This window comes from Novosphingobium aromaticivorans DSM 12444 (genome assembly GCF_000013325.1).
Lineage (GTDB): Bacteria > Pseudomonadota > Alphaproteobacteria > Sphingomonadales > Sphingomonadaceae > Novosphingobium > Novosphingobium aromaticivorans.
In genome coordinates, this window is the sequence record NC_007794.1 from 844279 (window position 1) to 862968 (window position 18690).

Annotated in this window: 16 protein-coding genes; 13 read left to right on the forward strand and 3 right to left on the reverse strand. The window is 65.8% G+C overall.

The features are described 5' to 3' along the window. The first annotated feature begins 63 nt into the window (after positions 1 to 63). The 6 genes from SARO_RS03970 (at position 64) to SARO_RS03995 (ending at position 7417) form a co-directional block, all read left to right on the forward strand. A complete protein-coding gene (locus SARO_RS03970) occupies positions 64 to 1518 on the forward strand; it encodes an MFS transporter (protein ID WP_011444454.1) in 1455 nt (484 codons plus the stop codon). A gap of 92 nt (positions 1519 to 1610) precedes the next feature. After that, on the forward strand, positions 1611 to 2351 hold the full coding sequence (locus tag SARO_RS03975; RefSeq protein WP_011444455.1) for a nuclear transport factor 2 family protein: 741 nt from the start codon (positions 1611 to 1613) through the stop codon (positions 2349 to 2351). 150 nt (positions 2352 to 2501) lie between these two features. Beyond that, complete coding sequence (locus SARO_RS03980; protein WP_011444456.1) at positions 2502 to 3932, forward strand: NAD-dependent succinate-semialdehyde dehydrogenase; 1431 nt, start codon at positions 2502 to 2504, stop codon at positions 3930 to 3932. A 90-nt stretch (positions 3933 to 4022) separates the two neighbouring features. Next, on the forward strand, positions 4023 to 4700 hold the full coding sequence (locus SARO_RS03985; RefSeq protein WP_011444457.1) for a DUF2490 domain-containing protein: 678 nt from the start codon (positions 4023 to 4025) through the stop codon (positions 4698 to 4700). 37 nt (positions 4701 to 4737) lie between these two features. Continuing rightward, positions 4738 to 5793, forward strand: a complete 1056-nt coding sequence (locus SARO_RS03990) for an amidohydrolase family protein (protein ID WP_011444458.1) — start codon at positions 4738 to 4740, stop codon at positions 5791 to 5793. Between the two features lie 22 nt (positions 5794 to 5815). After that, complete coding sequence (locus SARO_RS03995; protein ID WP_011444459.1) at positions 5816 to 7417, forward strand: MFS transporter; 1602 nt, start codon at positions 5816 to 5818, stop codon at positions 7415 to 7417. 159 nt (positions 7418 to 7576) lie between these two features. Here the strand turns inward: SARO_RS03995 and SARO_RS04000 are convergent, their stop codons facing one another. Both SARO_RS04000 and SARO_RS04005 read right to left on the reverse strand, forming a co-directional pair. Continuing rightward, the gene (locus tag SARO_RS04000) at positions 7577 to 8053 is read right to left on the reverse strand and encodes a DUF3237 domain-containing protein (RefSeq protein WP_011444460.1); all 477 of its coding nucleotides are present in this window, start codon (positions 8051 to 8053) and stop codon (positions 7577 to 7579) included. Beyond that, entirely contained in the window at positions 8050 to 9534 is a 1485-nt protein-coding gene (locus SARO_RS04005; protein WP_011444461.1) for a carotenoid oxygenase family protein, read from the reverse strand. The genes SARO_RS04000 and SARO_RS04005 overlap by 4 nt, the downstream gene beginning before the upstream one ends. Before the next feature lie 68 nt (positions 9535 to 9602). Between SARO_RS04005 and SARO_RS04010 the strand changes: the two genes are divergently transcribed. The 4 genes from SARO_RS04010 (at position 9603) to SARO_RS04025 (ending at position 13702) form a co-directional block, all read left to right on the forward strand. Next, positions 9603 to 10076 (forward strand): MarR family winged helix-turn-helix transcriptional regulator, encoded by a 474-nt coding sequence (locus tag SARO_RS04010; RefSeq protein WP_011444462.1) that lies wholly within the window; start codon positions 9603 to 9605, stop codon positions 10074 to 10076. 47 nt (positions 10077 to 10123) lie between these two features. Beyond that, on the forward strand, positions 10124 to 11422 hold the full coding sequence (locus tag SARO_RS04015; protein ID WP_011444463.1) for an MFS transporter: 1299 nt from the start codon (positions 10124 to 10126) through the stop codon (positions 11420 to 11422). Between the two features lie 265 nt (positions 11423 to 11687). Continuing rightward, the gene (locus tag SARO_RS04020) at positions 11688 to 12950 is read left to right on the forward strand and encodes a dipeptidase (protein WP_011444464.1); all 1263 of its coding nucleotides are present in this window, start codon (positions 11688 to 11690) and stop codon (positions 12948 to 12950) included. 371 nt (positions 12951 to 13321) lie between these two features. Next, positions 13322 to 13702 (forward strand): VOC family protein, encoded by a 381-nt coding sequence (locus SARO_RS04025; RefSeq protein WP_011444465.1) that lies wholly within the window; start codon positions 13322 to 13324, stop codon positions 13700 to 13702. Positions 13703 to 13778: 76 nt separating this feature from the next. Here SARO_RS04025 and SARO_RS04030 read toward each other — a convergent pair whose 3' ends face one another. Continuing rightward, on the reverse strand, positions 13779 to 15188 hold the full coding sequence (locus SARO_RS04030) for a helix-turn-helix domain-containing protein (RefSeq protein ID WP_041550109.1): 1410 nt from the start codon (positions 15186 to 15188) through the stop codon (positions 13779 to 13781). 224 nt (positions 15189 to 15412) lie between these two features. Between SARO_RS04030 and SARO_RS04035 the strand changes: the two genes are divergently transcribed. The 3 genes from SARO_RS04035 to mce are packed head-to-tail and all read left to right on the forward strand — an operon-like array spanning position 15413 to position 18588. After that, positions 15413 to 16939 carry an acyl-CoA carboxylase subunit beta gene (locus SARO_RS04035; protein ID WP_011444467.1) on the forward strand — a complete coding sequence of 509 codons (1527 nt, stop codon included), beginning with the start codon at positions 15413 to 15415 and terminating at the stop codon, positions 16937 to 16939. A gap of 27 nt (positions 16940 to 16966) precedes the next feature. Continuing rightward, positions 16967 to 18145, forward strand: coding sequence for an acetyl-CoA C-acyltransferase family protein (locus SARO_RS04040; RefSeq protein WP_011444468.1), 1179 nt, complete (start codon positions 16967 to 16969; stop codon positions 18143 to 18145). A gap of 2 nt (positions 18146 to 18147) precedes the next feature. Continuing rightward, positions 18148 to 18588 (forward strand): methylmalonyl-CoA epimerase, encoded by a 441-nt coding sequence (gene mce / locus SARO_RS04045; RefSeq protein ID WP_011444469.1) that lies wholly within the window; start codon positions 18148 to 18150, stop codon positions 18586 to 18588. Positions 18589 to 18690 lie beyond the last annotated feature (102 nt).

Genomic DNA, 18690 nt, shown 5'->3' on the forward strand with positions numbered 1-18690 from the left:
AACAATATTGCTGCTTCGACAAGGCCCGCCGAAATGGGTCGCCGCAGCGGGAGAGGAGAATTCATGGCAGGTGTGGTGGTTGCCGCGGGGCCCGATGCCGAAAGCGTCGCCAGAGGCGTGGCCAGAGATGTGGCCAGAGACGGGGAAAGTGCGGGCGGCCCGGTCGGGGCGGAGCGTCAGTGGCCATCGAGCCGGGCGGCCTACTGGGCGCTGTTCGTCATCATCCTCGCCACCTTCCTCAACTTCTTCGACCAGACCGTCTTCGGGATGCTGGCGCAACGCATCAAGGTCGATTTCGGCCTGACCGACGAGCAGCTCGGCTTTCTCGGCGGGCCGGCAACGGTCATCTTCTTCGTCTTCGCCGGCATTCCGCTCGCGCGGCTGGCCGACATCTACCCGCGCAAGCTGGTGCTGGCGGGCGGCATGGCCGCGACCGGCCTCGTCATGGGCCTTGGCGGTCTTGCGCAGGGCTTCGGTCAGTTCGTCGGCAGCCGCATGTTCCTTGGCGCGGGCGGATCGGCCCATGCCCCGGCGGCCTATTCGATGATCGCGGACTATTTTCCGCCGAAGAAGATCACTCGCGCCTTTTCGCTTCTCCAGCTCGGCTTCATCGGCGGGTCGACCGTCGGCGTTCTGGTGGGCGGCAAGCTGATCGTGGCGCTTGCGGGATGGGACGATCCGGTCGTGTTCGGGCTCCACCTCCACAACTGGCAACTCATCCTTCTTGGGCAGGCGGTCCTCGGCCTTTGCGCCGCGCTTCTGCTGCTCACCGTCAAGGAGCCGCCGCGCCTGCTCGTGCCCGCCAGTGCCACGATTTCCGCTCCCCCCGCGCAAAGCCTCGGCCAGCGCATCCTGGCATTCACCGGCCTCGACGCCGCGCGGGCGATCCATGCGCGGGGGCGGGTCTACTATCCGCTGTTCATCGGTCTCGCCCTTTCCGCGATCGAGACGTTTGGCCTCGCCTTCTGGCGCGTGCCCTTCATGATCCGCACATACGGCTGGGACGAGGCACAGATCGGCATGGTCATGGCGCCGATGCTGCTGGTCTCGCAGCTTGTCGGCGTGTTTTTCGGCGGCTTCTTCGTCGAATGGCTGGCGCGGCGCTATTCCGACGCCAACGTGCGCGCTGCCACGATCCTCTTCGCCCTCGTCACCGTCTGCGCCATCACGTCTCCGATGATGCCGACCGGCGAGGCAAGCCTTGCCGTCATGGCGCTGGGCGGCATGTTCGGGCTGGCGGGCGCTGTCCCGCAGAACGCGGCGATCCAGCGCATCGCGCCGAACGAGATGCGCGGGCAGGTGACGGCGATCTACCTGTTCATGTTCACCTTTTTCGGCGCGCTCGGCAGCTTTGTCGTCGGCACGGTGGCGCAGCGCGTGGTCGGCGTGGAGGCCGACCTGTGGAAGGCGCTGGTCATCACCGCGGGCGTGCTTCTGCCCATCGCGACGTTCGCCATGTTCATGGGCATCCGTCCTTACCGCGAGGAAGTTGCCCGGCTCGAGGCCGAGGGGCGGTAGTTCTTTGCGCGAAGCCGGAAATGGGGCGTTGACAGCCACGTCCGGCTCGCGCAATTTGTTAGTAAGACAAACTAAATTGATGGGAGTTGGACGTGTCCGATAGCAATCAGATTGCCGCGCTCGAAAGCCGCCTGAACGACCTCGAAAGGCGCCTGACGGTGCGCGAGGACGAGCTGGACGTACGCAAGCTCCAGCATCTCTACGGCTACCTGATCGACAAGTGCATGTATAACGAGACCGTGGACCTGTTCACCGAAGATGGCGAAGTGCGCTTCTTCGGCGGCGTCTGGAAGGGCAAGGAGGGCATCCGCCGTCTCTACGTCGAACGTTTCCAGAAGCGCTTCACCTACGGCAACAACGGCCCGATCGACGGCTTCCTGCTCGATCACCCCCAGCTTCAGGACATCATCCACGTGCAGGATGACGGGGTCACCGCTCTCGGCCGCGCGCGGTCGATGATGCAGGCCGGTCGCCACAAGGATTACGAGGGCGATGCCCCGCACCTCAAGGCGCGCCAGTGGTGGGAAGGCGGCATCTACGAGAACACCTACAAGAAGGTGGACGGCGTGTGGCGGATGCACATCCTCAACTACATGCCGATCTGGCACGCCGATTTCGAAAGCGGCTGGGCCAACACCCCGCACGAATACGTGCCGTTCCCCAAGGTCACCTATCCCGAAGACCCGACCGGACCGGACGAACTGATCGCCGACCACTGGCTCTGGCCGACCCACAAGCTGAACCCCTTCCACATGAAGCACCCGGTGACGGGCGAGGAAATGGTCGCGCAGCGCTGGCAGGGCGACATCGACCGCGAGAACGCGCGGAAATAAGAGATTGCGGGTGGGGGCCAATTCCTCCCGGCCTTCACCCGCAACCCACGCAGCAGGGCCGTCCCGCAGGAATCCCCACCACCCTCCTGTTCGCTCGACACGAACGGCGGTTGGGGGCAGTTCAGGCAAAAGGCTTCCGGAGATTAAATAGTGACTGCGTACCCTTCGCTCCACATGATCATCGACGGCGCCCGCGTCAGCGGCGGCGGACGTCGCACCCACGCGGTCGTCAATCCCGCTACCGGAGAGACCATCGGCGAACTGCCGCTGGCCGAAGTCGCCGATCTCGACCGCGCGCTCGAAGTCGCGGCGAAGGGCTTCCGCATCTGGCGCGACAGCACGCCGCAGCAGCGCGCAGCCGTGCTCCAGGGCGCGGCCCGCCTGATGCTGGAACGGCAGGAGGACCTCGCCCGCATCGCCACGATGGAAGAAGGCAAGACCCTGCCCGAGGCGCGCATCGAAGTCCTGATGAACGTGGGCCTGTTCAACTTCTACGCCGGCGAGGTATTCCGGCTCTATGGCCGCACCCTCGTGCGCCCTGCGGGTCAGCGCAGCACGATCACGCATGAACCGGTCGGGCCCGTGGCCGCCTTTGCGCCGTGGAACTTTCCGCTCGGCAACCCCGGCCGCAAGCTCGGCGCGCCCATTGCCGCCGGTTGCTCGGTGATCCTCAAGGCGGCGGAAGAAACGCCGGCCTCCGCGCTCGGGGTGCTGCAATGCCTGCTCGATGCGGGCCTGCCCAAGGAAGTGGCCCAGGCCGTGTTCGGTGTGCCTGACGAGGTGAGTCGCCACCTGCTCGGCTCGTCCGTCATCCGCAAGCTCTCGTTCACCGGCTCGACCGTCATCGGCAAGCACCTCATGCGCCTTGCCGCCGACAACATGTTGCGCACAACGATGGAGCTTGGCGGCCACGGCCCTGTCCTCGTCTTCGGCGATGCCGATATCGACAAGGCGCTCGATACCATGGCCGCGTCCAAGTATCGCAACGCGGGCCAGGTCTGCGTCTCGCCAACCCGCTTCATCGTGGAAGAGAGCGTGTTCGAACGCTTCCGCGACGGTTTTGCCGAGCGCGTCGGCCGGATCAAGGTCGGCAACGGCCTCGATCAGGATGCGCAGATGGGCCCCATGGCCAACGCCCGCCGCCCCGAGGCGATGGATCGCCTGATCGGGGACGCCGTGACCCGCGGCGCAAGGCTCCACACCGGGGGCGAGCGCGTCGGCAACGCCGGCTATTTCTACGCCCCCACGGTCCTGTCCGAAGTCCCGCTCGACGCGGCGATCATGAACGAGGAGCCGTTCGGCCCGGTCGCGCTGATCAATCCCTTCGGCGGCGAGGAAGCGATGATCGCCGAGGCCAACCGCCTGCCCTACGGCCTCGCCGCCTACGCCTGGACCGACAGCGCGGCGCGGGCCAAGCGCCTCGCCCGCGAGATCGAGACGGGGATGCTCGGGCTTAACTCGACCATGATCGGCGGCGCGGATTCGCCCTTCGGCGGGGTCAAGTGGTCCGGCCACGGCTCCGAGGACGGTCCCGAAGGCGTCATGGCCTGCCTTGTCACCAAGGCGGTCCACGAAGGGTAATTGCGGTGTCGGTCGGCAGTTGGGTATTCAGGATTGCGCGCTATGGGGGGGGGCCTGCCCGCCTGCCGAAGGCGCAATCCGGAGTTCTCCATGCCAGCACTGCGCGCCTCGATCCTGTCTCTTGCATGCTTCGCCTTCGCGGCCCCCGCAATGGCCGCGCAGGAGGACGAGCAGGTCTGGCTGGCCCAGCAATCGACCCTGTCCGTGGGCAGCAAGCTGGTGGTCTTCACCGACCTGCAACTGCGCTTCACCGACGGCGCCGACCGGCTCGGGCAGGTGTTGGTGCGCCCCGCCATTGGCTACAGGGCCAGCCCCTCGACCACGCTGTTCCTCGGCTACGCCTATGTCCACACCGATCCGCTGACCGGACGGGCGACGGACGAGCATCGCGCCTTCCAGCAGGCCACCGTGCGGCTGGCGGGCAAGCCAGGCAAGGCCACGCTCACCGCGCGCACCCGTCTGGAGCAGCGCTTCGTGCGCAATGCATCGAACATGGGCTGGCGGCTGCGCCAGCACGTCCGTCTCGATGCGCCGACAGGCAAGGGCCCCAGCGTGATCGTCTGGGCCGAGCCTTTCGTGAACCTCGACACCACCGATTGGGGCCAGCACGCGGGGTTCGACCAGTTGCGCCTGTTCGGCGGTCTCGGCGTGCCCGTGGCCAGGGGCATCGCGCTCGAAGCGGGATATTCGGGCCAGTACATCAACCGCTTTGCGCGGCCGGATCGCATGAATCACATCGGCAGTCTCACGCTCACCGTCCGCAGGTGACGCGGCGCAGGCTGCCCTTCCCGGGAAGGAAGCCTGCATGACACAAGACCTTAAGACCGGCGGCGAGCAGGGCTACCTGCGCATCGCCACCGAGGAAGCCTTCGCCACGCGCGAGATCATCGACGTCTACCTGCGCATGATCCGCGATGGCACTGCCGACAAGGGCATGGTCTCGCTCTGGGGCTTCTACGCCCAGTCCCCCTCAGAGCGCGCCACCCAGATCCTCGAACGCCTGCTCGATCTTGGCGAGCGCCGCATCGCCGACATGGACGCGACCGGCATCGACAAGGCTATCCTCGCGCTGACCTCGCCCGGCGTCCAGCCGCTGCACGACCTTGACGAGGCCAGGACGCTCGCCACCCGCGCCAACGACACGCTTGCCGACGCGTGCCAAAAGTACCCAGACCGCTTCATCGGCATGGGCACCGTCGCCCCGCAGGACCCGGAATGGTCCGCGCGCGAGATCCATCGTGGTGCCAGGGAACTGGGCTTCAAGGGCATCCAGATCAACAGCCACACGCAAGGGCGCTACCTCGACGAGGAGTTCTTCGACCCGATCTTCCGCGCCCTCGTTGAAGTCGACCAGCCGCTCTACATCCACCCTGCCACTTCGCCCGATTCCATGATCGACCCGATGCTCGAAGCGGGCCTCGACGGCGCCATCTTCGGCTTCGGCGTGGAGACGGGCATGCACCTGCTGCGCCTCATCACCATCGGCATCTTCGACAAGTATCCCAGCCTTCAGATCATGGTCGGCCACATGGGCGAGGCGCTGCCCTACTGGCTCTACCGCCTGGACTACATGCACCAGGCCGGTGTCCGCTCGCAGCGCTACGAACGCATGAAGCCCCTGAAGAAGACCATCGAGGGCTACCTCAAGTCCAACGTCCTCGTCACCAATTCGGGCGTCGCGTGGGAACCTGCGATCAAGTTCTGCCAGCAGGTCATGGGCGAGGACCGCGTTATGTACGCGATGGACTACCCCTACCAGTACGTTGCCGACGAGGTGCGCGCGATGGACGCCATGGACATGAGTGCGCAAACGAAGAAGAAGTTCTTCCAGACCAACGCGGAGAAGTGGTTCAAGCTTTGACCAGCGCCGGGAGGGAGAGCCTATGACCACAGAACCGCGCCGCTCACTGGCCCCCGGCGCATGGTACGCGCTCGTCCTCGTCGCGCTGACCAATGCGATGAGCCTGCTCGACCGGCAGATCCTCGCGATCCTCGCGCCTGCGATCAGGAAGGACCTCCAGATCGGCGATGCCGAGATGGGCCTGCTCTACGGCACCGTGTTCGCGTTGTTCTACGCGCTGTTCTCGCTGCCGGTGGGGCGGCTGGCCGACGGCTGGGTGCGGACGCGCCTTCTGGCGATCAGCCTGCTGTTCTGGTCGGCCGCCACCGGGCTTGCAGGGCTTGCCTCCAGCTTCGCCATGCTTGCGCTGTCGCGCCTTGGCGTAGGCATTGGCGAGGCTGCGACCCAGCCCGCCGGAACCTCGCTCGTTTATGACTTCTGGCCCAAGCACCGCCGTGGTTTCGTCATGTCGGTCATGGCGTCCGCCATTGCGCTCGGTCTCGGCGGCTCGCTGGTGCTGGGCGGCGTGGCGGCGGGGTGGTGGGATGCTGCTCATGCCGTCGGCACAGCGCCATTCGGCCTCAAGGGTTGGCAGTTCGCATTCCTCGTCGCCGCCGCCCCCGGCTTCGTGCTGGCCGCTTTCCTGTGGACGCTCAAGGAGCCGGTGCGCGGGCAGATGGACGGGATCGAGACCCCGCCCGAACCGCACCCGTTCGCCAGAAGCCTGTCGCTCCTCGGCTCGGTCACTCCCGGCTTCCACTGGATCGGCATGAAGGGCAGGGGCGCCAGCCCGGCGATGGTGCGCGGCAATCTGATCGCGCTCGTCCTCATCGCCCTCGCGGCCTATGGGCTCACGCAATTCAGTACCGCGATCAGCCCCAAGCCCGCGATGGTCCTCGGCAGTGTCGCGATCAACCCGCATGCTTTGCAGTGGTGCGTGATCGGCCTGGGCGTATTCGTGATCGTCAACCTGATGCAGGGCATGAAGCTGGGCGATGCGCAGGCCTTCCGCGTCATCTCGCGCTCGCCAACGGTAATGATGTGCATTGCCGTCGGCACGCTGCAATCGACGCTCAACTACGGGATGATGGCTTTCAACCCCAGCTTCCTGATCCGCAGCTACGGCCTCTCGATGCAGGAGACCGCCTTGCAGTTCGGTCTGCTGTCGGCAGGCATGGGCATCGTCGGTCCGCTGGTCTGGGGCCCGCTCTCTGACTGGCTGCAACAGCGCTTCCCCGGCTCGGGCCGCGCCTGGGTCGCGCTCTTCGCGATGGCAGTGTCGCCGGTCCTCTCGTTCTGGGTCTATTACGCCGCCGATCCCGGCAGCTTCTATGCCCGCTTCCTCGTCTACAGCTTCATCCTCACCGGCTGGATGCCGCCGCTCTACGCGATCATGTACGATCAGGTGCTGCCGCGCATGCGGGGGCTAACCGCCAGTCTCTATCTTCTGGTGATGACCATCCTCGGCATGGGCATCGGCCCCTACGTCGTCGGCCTGCTTTCCGACGCTACCGGTTCCCTGCGCACCGCCATGCTGTCGATCAACACCGTGGCGATTCCCATCGCCGTCCTGATGGTCCTGATTGCCCGCCGCGCCGAACGGGACGAGGCCGGGTTGCTGGAACGGGCGGGGACATCGGTTTGATCGCGCTTCGAGCCCAAGCTTCCGGTTCGCGTCGAGCGAAGTCGAGACACGAGAGCACAAGCGTCTCGACTTCGTTCGGCGCGAACCGGAACAGGCGGAGAAATGTCAGCGCCCCATCCCTCGGCTTGCCGCCTGCCGAAAGATGGGGCGCATGCATGTTCAGGTCACCCGCCACACCCAAAGCTTGATCCCCAGCGGATATCGCGCGCCCGAACACACGAAGATCGACCGGTTCATCCAGTCGTACTTCCCCACGGGTGCGATGAACTCGGGTACCGTGCGGAAATAGTATTCCGCCGGGTCCACTTCCTGCCCCGACGCCAGTCGCTGCATCACCTCGGGCGGTCCATGCCTCAGCCCGCGGTTGCGGATCTGGATCACCACCCCGTCATCGGTCTCCAGCGCGTAGATCGCATCGGCCACGGTCACCCCGTCGGGCCGCGTCACCTGCCAATCGGCGGCATTGCCGATCAGCCTGCCCTTGATCAGCGGTCCTTCCACGCGCCCGCCGCCAACGATCGGAATGATCCGCCGCGTCCCGTCATAGGTCTCGCCGATCGCGACCGGCGGCTCGAGGTCGCCGGTCGCTTCGTAGACGAACTCGAGGCCGGGCCGCACCGCTCCGGGCTGGATCATGCGGCCAGGACCTTCTCGGCAAGGCCGATTTCGTCGGCATTCGCCCAGTTGCCGTGAAGGCCGAAGCGCAGGCGGATGGGGATGTTGACCGTGGCCACCGGGCCTTTCTCGATGTCGAGCGCGTCGAAGATCAGCAAGTCGCTGCGCTGCTCTTCCAGCCGGTTGCAAACCTGCACGATCCAGCCGTCGCCTTCGGGGGCATCCTTGGCGCGCGGCACGAAGCACGGCTCCTGAAGGCTCGACACCGGGCCGCACCACCAGTGCTGCTCGCGACCCGTTTCGAAGTCCTTGTGGAACAGGCAGTTCATCAGCAGGCCGCCGGCGCTGCCGCCGCGCAATTCCACCGGGCGCTTCATGTCCATTTCGAGGAACCAGCCATGGCGGGTCTTCTGGCCGGTAAAGCGGTCGTCGATGCGCGGGAACTCGGCGGCTGTGTCGGAAAGCTTCACGATCCCGGCAAAGTCCTCGCCGTTGCTGGCCATGTCGACCACCCAGTCGGTCGGATGGCTCATGGCCTCCATGCCGTTGAAGGGCGCGCCGTGGACGTCGGGGAAGAACGGGAACATGTTGTTCTTCGCCTCGCAGGTCACGAAGTGGATCTTGGTCCCCTCTTGCCAGGCGTTCAGGACATGGCTGGCAAAGCAGTTGTCCCGCGTGAACCAGCGGATGTCTTCCTGGCGCACGCCGTCGCGGCGCGGGATGATGCCGAGGTGCACCGGCATGGTCGTGTCGAAGCCGAAGTGCGGCTTGCCCTGTTCCAGCCTTTCCCAGCTTCCGATGGAAGGCACGATGTGCAGCACGAGGTAATCCTCGGTGATGCCGAAGTCGTGCATCATGCAGTAGTACGGCACCTTGAACCACACTTCGCGGACAAGCTCGCCCTCCGGGCTCACTTCCATGTAGGTCACATCGTCGGTGCACAGCCCGCTTGCGGCATAGCCGATGGCGACCATGTTGCCGGTCTTCGGATCGACCTTGGGGTGGGCGGTAAAGGTCTGGCCGGTCATCTTGCCGCCGAACTTCTCGAACCCGAAGGTTTCCATCGTCGCCGGGTCCATGACGAGGGCGGGACTGTCCTCCTTCATCGCCCACAGCTTGCCGCCGAACACGAAGGCGTTGGTGTTGGCGGTCGAACGGATCTCGCCCTTGACCGCCTCGTCGTCGGTCAGCGGGTTGCGGTAGGCGCCGAACAGGGCCTTTCCGGCGGCGTTCTCCAGCTTCCACTTGTCGGTCTTCGCCCAGCGCTGGCGGAAGTCGACCTGGCCGTCGTGGATGTGGAAGCGGGTGATCATGCCGTCGCCGTTGAAGGCGATGTCGTCGTCGAGGCGGGGAGGAAACTGCGGGTCGGGCTGGACGCGGTAGAATGCGCCGTTTAACCCTTGCGGAATCGTGCCTTCGTGGGCCAGATCGGCGATATCCGCCTCGATCCGCGACGGCGTGTTGAATCCCGTGAAGCTGGGGGTGTTCGGAAATTGGGCCATGGCATCCTCCTTGCAATATTGTATGTATTGCTAACAATTAGACAAGCGCATTCGTTGGGGGCAGGGCATTGATCAAGGACAAATTCGCCGACGCCATCGCGCCCGTCGGGCATACCGACGAAGAAGACATCGGCGCGATCAACGACATTCTCGGATTCCACATCCGCCTCGCGCATGGCGCCTGCCTGCGGCATTTCACCGAGACGTTCACCGATCTCGACCTCACCCAGAAGCAGGTGTCGGTGCTGTGGCTGGTCGACGATTATCCCGGCATCGCCCAGACGGACCTTGCCCAGCGCCTGCGGATGGACCGCGCCACGACAATGGCGATCATCAACCGCCTTCAGGCCAAGCATTTCCTGCGCCGCGACCGCTCGCCCAAGGACGGGCGCAAGCAGGCGCTGTTCCTCGAACCCGCAGGCATCGACATGCTCGCCCGCGCCAAGACCGCCATCGGCGAGCACGAGGCGTGGGTGAAGAGCCGCTTCACCGACAAGGAAGTGCGGCAGCTCATCGAACTGCTTTCCAGAATCCACGAATAAGTTATAAGCAATAGCAATCAGAATTTTGGGATGAGGAATCGGGTCGCATGTCACAAACCCCGCGCGAGGTGATCGAGCAGACGCCGATGGGCGTCCGCCAGTGGATCGCCGTGGTCCTGATGATCGCGCTGAACGCGCTCGACGGGTTCGACGTCCTGTCCAGCGCCTTTGCCGCCCCCGGCATCGCCAAGGAATGGGGCATCCAGCGCGACGCGCTGGGTGTCGTGCTGTCGATGGAACTGGTCGGCATGGGCTTTGGCTCGATCCTGCTGGGCGGCGCGGCGGACCGCTTCGGGCGGCGTCCGACTATCCTCGGCTGCCTGTTGGTCATGGCCACCGGCATGTGGCTGGCGACGACTTCGGCGAGCCCGTCGGGCCTTGCCCTGTGGCGCTTCATCACCGGCCTCGGCATCGGCGGCATGCTGGCGGCGATCAACGCGGTGACGGCCGAATTCTCCAGCCTCAAGGGCCGTTCGCTGGCCATGGCGCTGATGGTCATCGGATACCCGATCGGCGCGACGGTGGGCGGGACCATCGCCGGAATGCTGCTGAAGGGTGGCGACTGGCGGCTGGTCTTCGAATTCGGCGCGATCGCCACGGCGGTGTTCATCCCGCTCGTGTTCCTGTTCGTGCCCGAGACGCCGGATTACTACGTCACCCGTCGCGAGCCGGACGCGCTCGACAAGGTCAACGCCAGCCTGCGCAAGCTGGCCCTGCCGCTCGCCACGATCCTGCCGCCTGCGCCGGCAGTGGTCGACAAGCCGAGCGTGTTCGACATCTTCAAGCCCGGCCTGATCCGGACGACCCTGCTGTTCACGCTAGGCTATTCGTTCCACGCGGTGACGTTCTACTACATCCTCAAGTGGAGCCCCAAGATCGTCGCGGACTTCGGTTACACCCAGCCCGAGGCTGCGAGCGTGCTGGTCTGGGCGAACATCGGCGGGGCGACCGGCGGGGCGCTGTTCGGATTTGCCATGCACAAGTTCGGGTTGAAGTGGCCGACCATCGCGATGCTGGTTGGCGGCGCGATTGCGGTCGTGGCTTTCGGCTTCGGACGAGAGAGCCTCGACGGGTGGAAGATGGCGGTGTTCTTCACCGGCTTCACCACCAACGCCGCGATCGTCGGCTTCTACGCCCTCTTCGCCAAGGGCTTCCCGACCCACGTGCGGGCGACCGGCACCGGCTTTGCCATCGGCGCCGGACGCATCGGCGCAGCGGGTTCGCCGATCCTGGCGGGCGTGCTGTTCACGCAGGCAGGCCTCGGTCTGCTGGGCGTCTCGGTCGTGATGGCGATGGGATCGGTCGTGGCAGCGCTGCTGCTGCTGATGCTGCGCAAGGAAGTCTAGGCCGTTCGCATATGTGAACGAGGTTTACACGGTTTATACAGTCCAGAGCGAAATCGAGGGGCCGGGGCGGACAGGGTTCGCACCGGCCCTTTCGCGTTGAAAAACAGCGCGAGCAAGTGACCGGGCGGGCGATGGACGGTTCAAGGAGCGAAACCGGAGCCTTGCAGATCGCCGCCTTGTAGGACAGCCCCCTCTTTCAACCCGCCGAACCGCGCGGCCCGGCTTCGTGCTTGAGCGCGATGGCCGTTCGGGCAAGGATACGCGGATGAAGCGCCTAACCCTTGCCGCACTCGCCGCGCTGGCTGCCCTGCCGGTCGCTGCCGCCACGCCCCGCAGCCCAGAGGCGGTTGCCGCCGCCGCCCTGAAAAGCGCACCGGTGTTCGACGGGCACAACGACGTGCCGGAGCAGTTGCGCGACCGGCGCAAGGACGTGCTTGAAGGCTTCGATTTCCGCGACACCCGCGCGACGGGCGATGCGGCAACGGGGACGCCGCCGATGATGACCGACATAGCCCGGATGCGTGCGGGACGGGTCGGGGCGCAGTTCTGGTCGGTCTACGTCTCGGCCAACTTGCCCGAGGCGCAGGCAGTGCAGGCGACGCTCGAGCAGATCGACGTTACCCGGCGGCTGATCGCGCAGTATCCGGCGGACATGCAGTTCTGCACTGACAGCCGGTGCGTGGACGAGGCGTGGAAGCGCGGCCGGATCGCGTCGTTGATCGGCATGGAAGGGGGGCATTCGATTGGCGGATCGCTGGGCGTGCTGCGGCAGATGCACGCGCTTGGCGCGCGCTACATGACGCTGACGCATTTCCGGAACACGGCCTGGGCCGACAGCGCCACCGACGCGCCCCAACATGACGGGCTGACCCCGTTCGGCGAGAAGGTGGTGCGAGAGATGCAGCGGCTGGGCATCCTGGTGGACCTTGCCCACGTGAGCGAGGCGACAATGCGCGACGTACTGGCGCTGGGTGGTCCCCCGCCCATCGTCAGTCATTCCAACGCGCGGGCCATCAACCACCACGCCCGCAACGTCTCGGACGAGACGCTGAAGGCCATCGGCGCGGCGGGCGGGATCGTGATGGTGAATTTCTACCCGCCGTATGTGCTCGAAGCGGCCCGCCAGTGGAGCGCCGCGCGCGATGCGGAGGTCGCGCGGACCAAGTCGCTCAACCGGGGCGATCCCTCGGCTGAGAAGGCCGCGCTGGATGCCTGGGACAAGGCCAACCCCATGCCGCGCGGCAGCGTGCAGGATGTGGCCGATCATGTCGATCATATTGCCCGACTGACCGGCACGGACCACGTGGGGCTGGGCGGCGACCTCGACGGGGTGGAAGCCACCATTGCCGGTCTCGACGATGCCGCGAGCTATCCCGCGCTGTTCGTGGAATTGGCAAGGCGGGGCTGGTCGCAGGGCGATCTCGAGAAGCTGGCCAACGGCAACATGATGAGGGTCCTGCGGGTGGCCGAAGCCTATGCCAGCCAGCACCGGGCCGACGGGCCGCTGGAAAGTCCGGTCGGCTTCTGACCTGCCTGCATGATCGTGGGGAACTGCCATTTTGCCTCTCGACGCGGAACCGCGATACGGGCAGGAATGGTTTGTCTTACTTACAAGGCCGTAAACTCATAAAGGGCGCCATCGAGGTTTGAGGCAAAACGGCCAGGTGCAAGGAAGGAGGGCGCAGGAATATGTCGATATTTCAAGCCCGACTGACGCGGCAGATGGCCGTTTTGGTCAAATCCCGAAGGGACGCCGGAATGGCTTCAATCTCGAACCGAAACGCCCTTGCAGGGGCAACCAGCCCCTGCGGCGGACCTTTCGGCCCGATATGTTCGCCATTCCGGCGCCTCGATGGTGCCATTCATGAGTTTACGGCCTAATATGACGGAGAGAGGCAAATGTTCACTCATACCTTCCTGGGCACAAACGACATTGAAAAGTCCCGCAAGTTCTATTCGGCGGTGATGGAAACGCTGGGGCACACGACCGCCGTCCCGCTGCCTCATGGAACGGCGTTCCCTTCCGCCAACGGTTCGCTGGTCGTGGCCACGCCTGCCAATGGCGAGGCGCATACCGTGTCGAACGGCTATACCCTGGGCTTCAAGGCGGCGGATTCGTCGGTCGTTGACGCATGGCATGCGGCAGGCCTTGCCAATGGCGGCACTTGCGAAGGCGCGCCGGGCGTGCGCGAAAACTCGCCCGGCAAGCAGTACGGCGCGTACCTGCGCGATCCGGACGGCAACAAGATCTGCGCGTTCGCGCCCAACCCCAACGCCTGATCCCTTGCGGATCGCCGTCGTCCCGGCGCGCGCCCGGACGACGGCAAGCGGGTTGCACCAGGCCGCGACGTTCGTCCTAGATGTCGGTGATTCCGTAAGGGACGAGGTCGCGGGCGTGGGGGTCGACGAGGATCGCCCGGTCGCTGGGCGGGAAGGCGCGCTGGTCGCAGCGGTCGCGCGGGCAGATGCGGCAGGAAATGCCGATGCGGGTAACCGCCTCGGGCCGCGCCAGATTGATGCCGTCGGCGTAGATGAACTCGTCCGCCAGCGCCGCCTCGCAGCCGAGCGCCACGGCGTAGCGGCGCGGCGGGCGATAGTAGCTGCCCGAAGGCTTCACCAGACCCTTGGCGATCGAGACGTAGCGCACGCCGTCGGGCATCTCCGCGGCCTGGACGTGGATGCGGTCGGGGATCGCCACGGCTTCGTGCACCACCCATAGCGGGCAGGCGCCGCCGAAGCGGGCGAATTGCAGGCGCGTGGCGGAATGGCGCTTGGTGATGTTCCCGGCCATGTCGACACGGCAAAAGAACATCGGAATGCCGCGCGCCTGGGGGCGTTGCAGCGTGGACAGGCGGTGGCAGACCTGTTCGAAACTGGCGCCGAAGAGCTGGCGCAACTGGTCGATGTCGTGGCGCAGTTCGCGCGCGCGGGTGCGGAACCACTCATAGGGCATGATCAGCGCGCCCGCGGCATAGTTGCCGAGGCCGACGGTGAGGAGCTGGCGCGCGGCGGCGGATTGGAGCGTCGCCTCGTTCACGATGGCCGCGATCTCCTCGCTCAGGGCTTCGGCGGCGAGCTGGTAGGCCATCTGGAACCGGCCGGACTCGACCGGCTGGTTTGGATCGAGGGTGAGGCGGCGAGCCTCGGGGTCGAAACGCCGCATGGCTCCGCCGCTGACCTGCTCGACCGCGATGCCCCGGCTTTCGAGCCAGACCGCCATCTGTCCCATCGTGGGAGACATGCCGGTGCCGGAAAGGCGGATGGCTAGCCGTTCCGCAGCGCGGTCGATGGCGTCGACGTAGTTGTTGGCGTGGTGAAACCAGTCGCGCACTTCCTCCCACGGCAGTCGACCGCCGGAGATGTTGTCGGAGCCCAGTGCCTCATCGATGATCTCGAGCCGCTGGACCGAGCGGCGGTGCTGGTCCCACAGGCGGGCGAAGGCCTGGGCGAAAGCGGGGTATTGTTCTGCCACGCGCTCCACCTGCTCGCCCGGCAGGGCCTGGCCGATGAGCGGGTCGGCGGTGGCATCGCGCAGCGCGGCCAGGACCGGCTCGACCCGGTCCGAGGCGAAGTCCTGCCATTCGACGGGGAAGCTCGATTGCAGGCGGTCCGTCAGCGCCGGCGTCAGCGGGCGTTCGTCGTTCTCGATCTGCGAGAGGTAGGAGGCGCTGATGCCCAGCAGCGCGGCCATTTCGCCCTGGCGCAGCTTGCGCGCGCTGCGCAAGGCCTTGAGCTGTTCTCCCGCAAAGAGGCGGCGTCTGGCCATTTCCCGTATTCCAATTTGCAAAGTGTGCCTTCGCAAGTTTGCAGAATAACATTGGACTTGGCAACCGCTCTGGCGCAGGTGGAAGGCCAAACCGCAGTTGAGCCCGAACATCCTTCACCGGGTGCAGATGCGGGCCCGGTTCCGGTCCGCACCCCGGGGAGGGGGAACGGGCCGGAGCCGGGCGCCAGTTTTTGGTCATCACCGTTCAAGAGAGGGTGCGTAGAATGTCCGCCAATATTGCCGAGATGGAAAAGCGCCGGGAAGCCGCGCGACTGGGTGGCGGGCAGAAGCGCATCGATGCGCAGCACGCCAAGGGCAAGCTGACCGCGCGCGAACGCCTCGAAGTACTGCTTGACGAAGGCAGCTTCGAGGAAGTGGACATGTACGTCGAGCATAATTGCGTCGACTTCGGCATGCCCGACACGGTGATCCCTGGCGACGGCGTGGTGACGGGTTCGGGCACGATCAACGGCCGCCTGGTCTATGTGTTCAGCCAGGACTTCACCGTGTTCGGCGGCTCGCTTTCCGAGCGTCACGCGCAGAAGATCTGCAAGATCATGGACATGGCGCTCAAGGTCGGGGCTCCGGTGATCGGGCTCAACGATTCGGGCGGCGCGCGCATCCAGGAAGGCGTGGCATCGCTTGGCGGCTATGCCGAAGTGTTCCAGCGCAACGTGCTGGCATCGGGCGTGGTGCCGCAGCTTTCGCTGATCATGGGGCCTTGCGCGGGCGGTGCGGTCTACAGCCCCGCGATGACCGACTTCATCTTCATGGTGAAGGACAGCTCGTACATGTTCGTGACCGGGCCGGACGTGGTCAAGACGGTGACGAACGAGATCGTGACGCAGGAGGAACTGGGTGGCGCGGTGACGCACACGACCAAGACCTCGGTCGCGGACCTTGCGCTCGAGAACGACATCGAGGCGCTTCTCGCCGCGCGCGACTTCTTCGATTACCTGCCGCTGTCGAACCGGCAGGAAGTGCCCGAGCGGCCGACTTCGGACCCATACGACCGTCTGGAGCCGAGCCTCGACAGCATCGTGCCGGCTTCGGCGACGCAGCCCTATGACATGCACGAAGTGATCCGCAAGACGGTGGACGAAGGCGAGTTCTTCGAGATCCAGCCCAAGCATGCGGGCAACATCATCTGCGGTTTCGGCCGCGTCGAAGGGCGTACCGTGGGCGTGGTCGCCAACCAGCCGATGGTGCTGGCGGGCGTGCTCGACATCAATTCGTCGAAGAAGGCGGCGCGGTTCGTTCGCTTCTGTGATGCGTTCAACATTCCGATCGTGACCTTCGTCGACGTTCCGGGCTTCCTTCCCGGCACCGCGCAGGAGCACAACGGCATTATCAAGCACGGCGCGAAGCTGCTGTTCGCCTATGCCGAGGCGACCGTGCCGAAGATCACCGTGATCACCCGCAAGGCCTATGGCGGCGCCTATGACGTGATGGCCTCGAAGCACCTGCGCGGCGACCTCAACTACGCCTGGCCCACCGCCGAGATCGCGGTGATGGGCGCGAAGGGCGCGGTCGAGATCATCTTCCGCGGGCTTTCGGCGGAAGAGCAGGCGGTGAAGACCAGGGAATACGAGGACCGCTTCGCCAACCCGTTCGTGGCGGCGAGCAAGGGCTTCGTCGACGAGGTGATCCATCCGCACTCGACCCGTCGCCGCGTGGCGCTCGGCCTGCGCAAGCTGCGCAACAAGAGCCTCGAGAATCCGTGGAAGAAGCACGACAACATTCCGCTCTGACGAGCGCTTCAGTCTGGAAGAACTGACATGACCGACATCTACATCGTCTCGGGCGCGCGTACCGCCATCGGCTCGTTCGGCGGCGGGCTCGCTTCGCTGCGTCCGGCAGAGAGCGGCGCCATCGTGATCAAGGAAGCCATCGCCCGCGCCGGGATCGCGCCGGACAAGGTGCAGAACGTGGTGATCGGCACGGTGGTGCCGACCCAGCCCAAGGACGCCTACGTCAGCCGCGTGGCCGCGGTGAATGCCGGCATTCCGATCGAAGCCCCCGCGATGAACGTGAACCGCCTGTGCGGTTCGGGCCTGCAGGCGATCGTCTCGGCCGCACAGGGCATTGCCCTTGGCGAGCAGGACATCGCCATCGGCGGCGGCGCGGAAAGCATGTCGAACGCGCCGCACATGGTGCTGACCGCGCGCAACGGCCAGAAGATGGGCGACCAGGTGCTGATGGACGCCATGCTCGGCGCGCTGCACGATCCGTTCGAAGGTATCCACATGGGCGTGACCGCGGAGAACGTGGCCGAGCGCTGCCAGATCACGCGCGAGGAGCAGGACTCGCTGGCGGTTGAGAGCCACAAGCGCGCGGCAGCGGCCATCGCGGCTGGCTACTTCAAGGAGCAGATCGTCCCGGTCGAGATCAAGACGCGCAAGGGCGTTGTCGTGTTCGACACCGACGAGCACGTCCGCGCCGATGCCTCGGTCGAGGCGATGGCGGGGCTGAAGCCGGTGTTCAAGAAGGACGGCACGGTCACGGCCGGCAACGCCAGCGGCATCAACGACGGCGCGGCCGCCGTGGTGCTGGCGAGCGGCAAGGCGGTTGAAGAGCACGGCCTGAAGCCGATGGCCAGGATCCTCGGCTGGGGTCACGCGGGCGTCGAGCCGAACGTGATGGGTCTCGGCCCGGTCAAGGCCGTGCCGGTGGCGCTGCAGCGCGCAGGGCTTGACCTCGACCAGATCGACGTGATCGAGGCCAACGAGGCCTTCGCCGCGCAGGCTTGCGGCGTCGCCAAGGAACTGGGCTTCGACCCCGCCAAGACCAACCCCAACGGCTCGGGCATTTCGCTGGGTCATCCCATCGGTGCGACCGGCGCGATCCTGACGATCAAGACGATGTACGAGCTGCACCGCACCGGCGGGCGCTATGGCCTGATCACCATGTGCATCGGCGGTGGCCAGGGCATCGCCATGGTCATCGAGAGGGTCTGAACATGAAACTGGGCCGCCTCAACCACGTTGGCGTCGCGACGCCGGACATCGACGCTTCCATCGCGTTCTATCGCGACGTGATGGGGGCGACCGACATCACCGAGCCGTTCGTGCTGGAAAGCCAGCAGGTGCGGGTGTGCTTCGTCAACACCCCGGGCGAGAACGGCACTGCGGGTACGCAGATCGAGCTGATCCAGCCGACCAGCCCCGACAGCGCGGTGGGCAAGTGGCTCGCTGCCAACCCGCTCGGCGGGCAGCACCACCTTTGCTACGAGGTTCCCGACATCCACGAGGCCAAGGCCTGGTTCGAGGCCAAGGGCAAGCGCGTGCTGGGCGAGCCGCGCATCGGCGCGCACGGCACGCTGATCTTCTTCGTGCACCCCAAGGACATGGGTGGGCAACTGACCGAGATCATGGAGACGCCGAAGGGCGATCACCACTGAGGTCTGAGGGAACCGTCACCCTGAACGTGTTTCAGGGTCCATCGTGCGACCGGCACGGCGGTTCGAATGGCGAAATGGATGCTGAAACAAGTTCAGCATGAC

Coding starts and splice junctions, on each gene's coding strand:
- SARO_RS03970 (WP_011444454.1), top strand. CDS start 64: ATGGCAGGTGTGGTGGTTGCCGCGGGGCCCGATGCCGAAAGCGTCGCC.
- SARO_RS04025 (WP_011444465.1), top strand. CDS start 13,322: ATGTTCACTCATACCTTCCTGGGCACAAACGACATTGAAAAGTCCCGC.
- SARO_RS03995 (WP_011444459.1), top strand. CDS start 5,816: ATGACCACAGAACCGCGCCGCTCACTGGCCCCCGGCGCATGGTACGCG.
- SARO_RS04035 (WP_011444467.1), top strand. CDS start 15,413: ATGTCCGCCAATATTGCCGAGATGGAAAAGCGCCGGGAAGCCGCGCGA.
- SARO_RS04030 (WP_041550109.1), bottom strand. CDS start 15,188: ATGGCCAGACGCCGCCTCTTTGCGGGAGAACAGCTCAAGGCCTTGCGC.
- SARO_RS04000 (WP_011444460.1), bottom strand. CDS start 8,053: ATGATCCAGCCCGGAGCGGTGCGGCCCGGCCTCGAGTTCGTCTACGAA.
- SARO_RS03990 (WP_011444458.1), top strand. CDS start 4,738: ATGACACAAGACCTTAAGACCGGCGGCGAGCAGGGCTACCTGCGCATC.
- SARO_RS04015 (WP_011444463.1), top strand. CDS start 10,124: ATGTCACAAACCCCGCGCGAGGTGATCGAGCAGACGCCGATGGGCGTC.
- SARO_RS04020 (WP_011444464.1), top strand. CDS start 11,688: ATGAAGCGCCTAACCCTTGCCGCACTCGCCGCGCTGGCTGCCCTGCCG.
- SARO_RS03985 (WP_011444457.1), top strand. CDS start 4,023: ATGCCAGCACTGCGCGCCTCGATCCTGTCTCTTGCATGCTTCGCCTTC.
- mce (WP_011444469.1), top strand. CDS start 18,148: ATGAAACTGGGCCGCCTCAACCACGTTGGCGTCGCGACGCCGGACATC.
- SARO_RS04005 (WP_011444461.1), bottom strand. CDS start 9,534: ATGGCCCAATTTCCGAACACCCCCAGCTTCACGGGATTCAACACGCCG.
- SARO_RS04040 (WP_011444468.1), top strand. CDS start 16,967: ATGACCGACATCTACATCGTCTCGGGCGCGCGTACCGCCATCGGCTCG.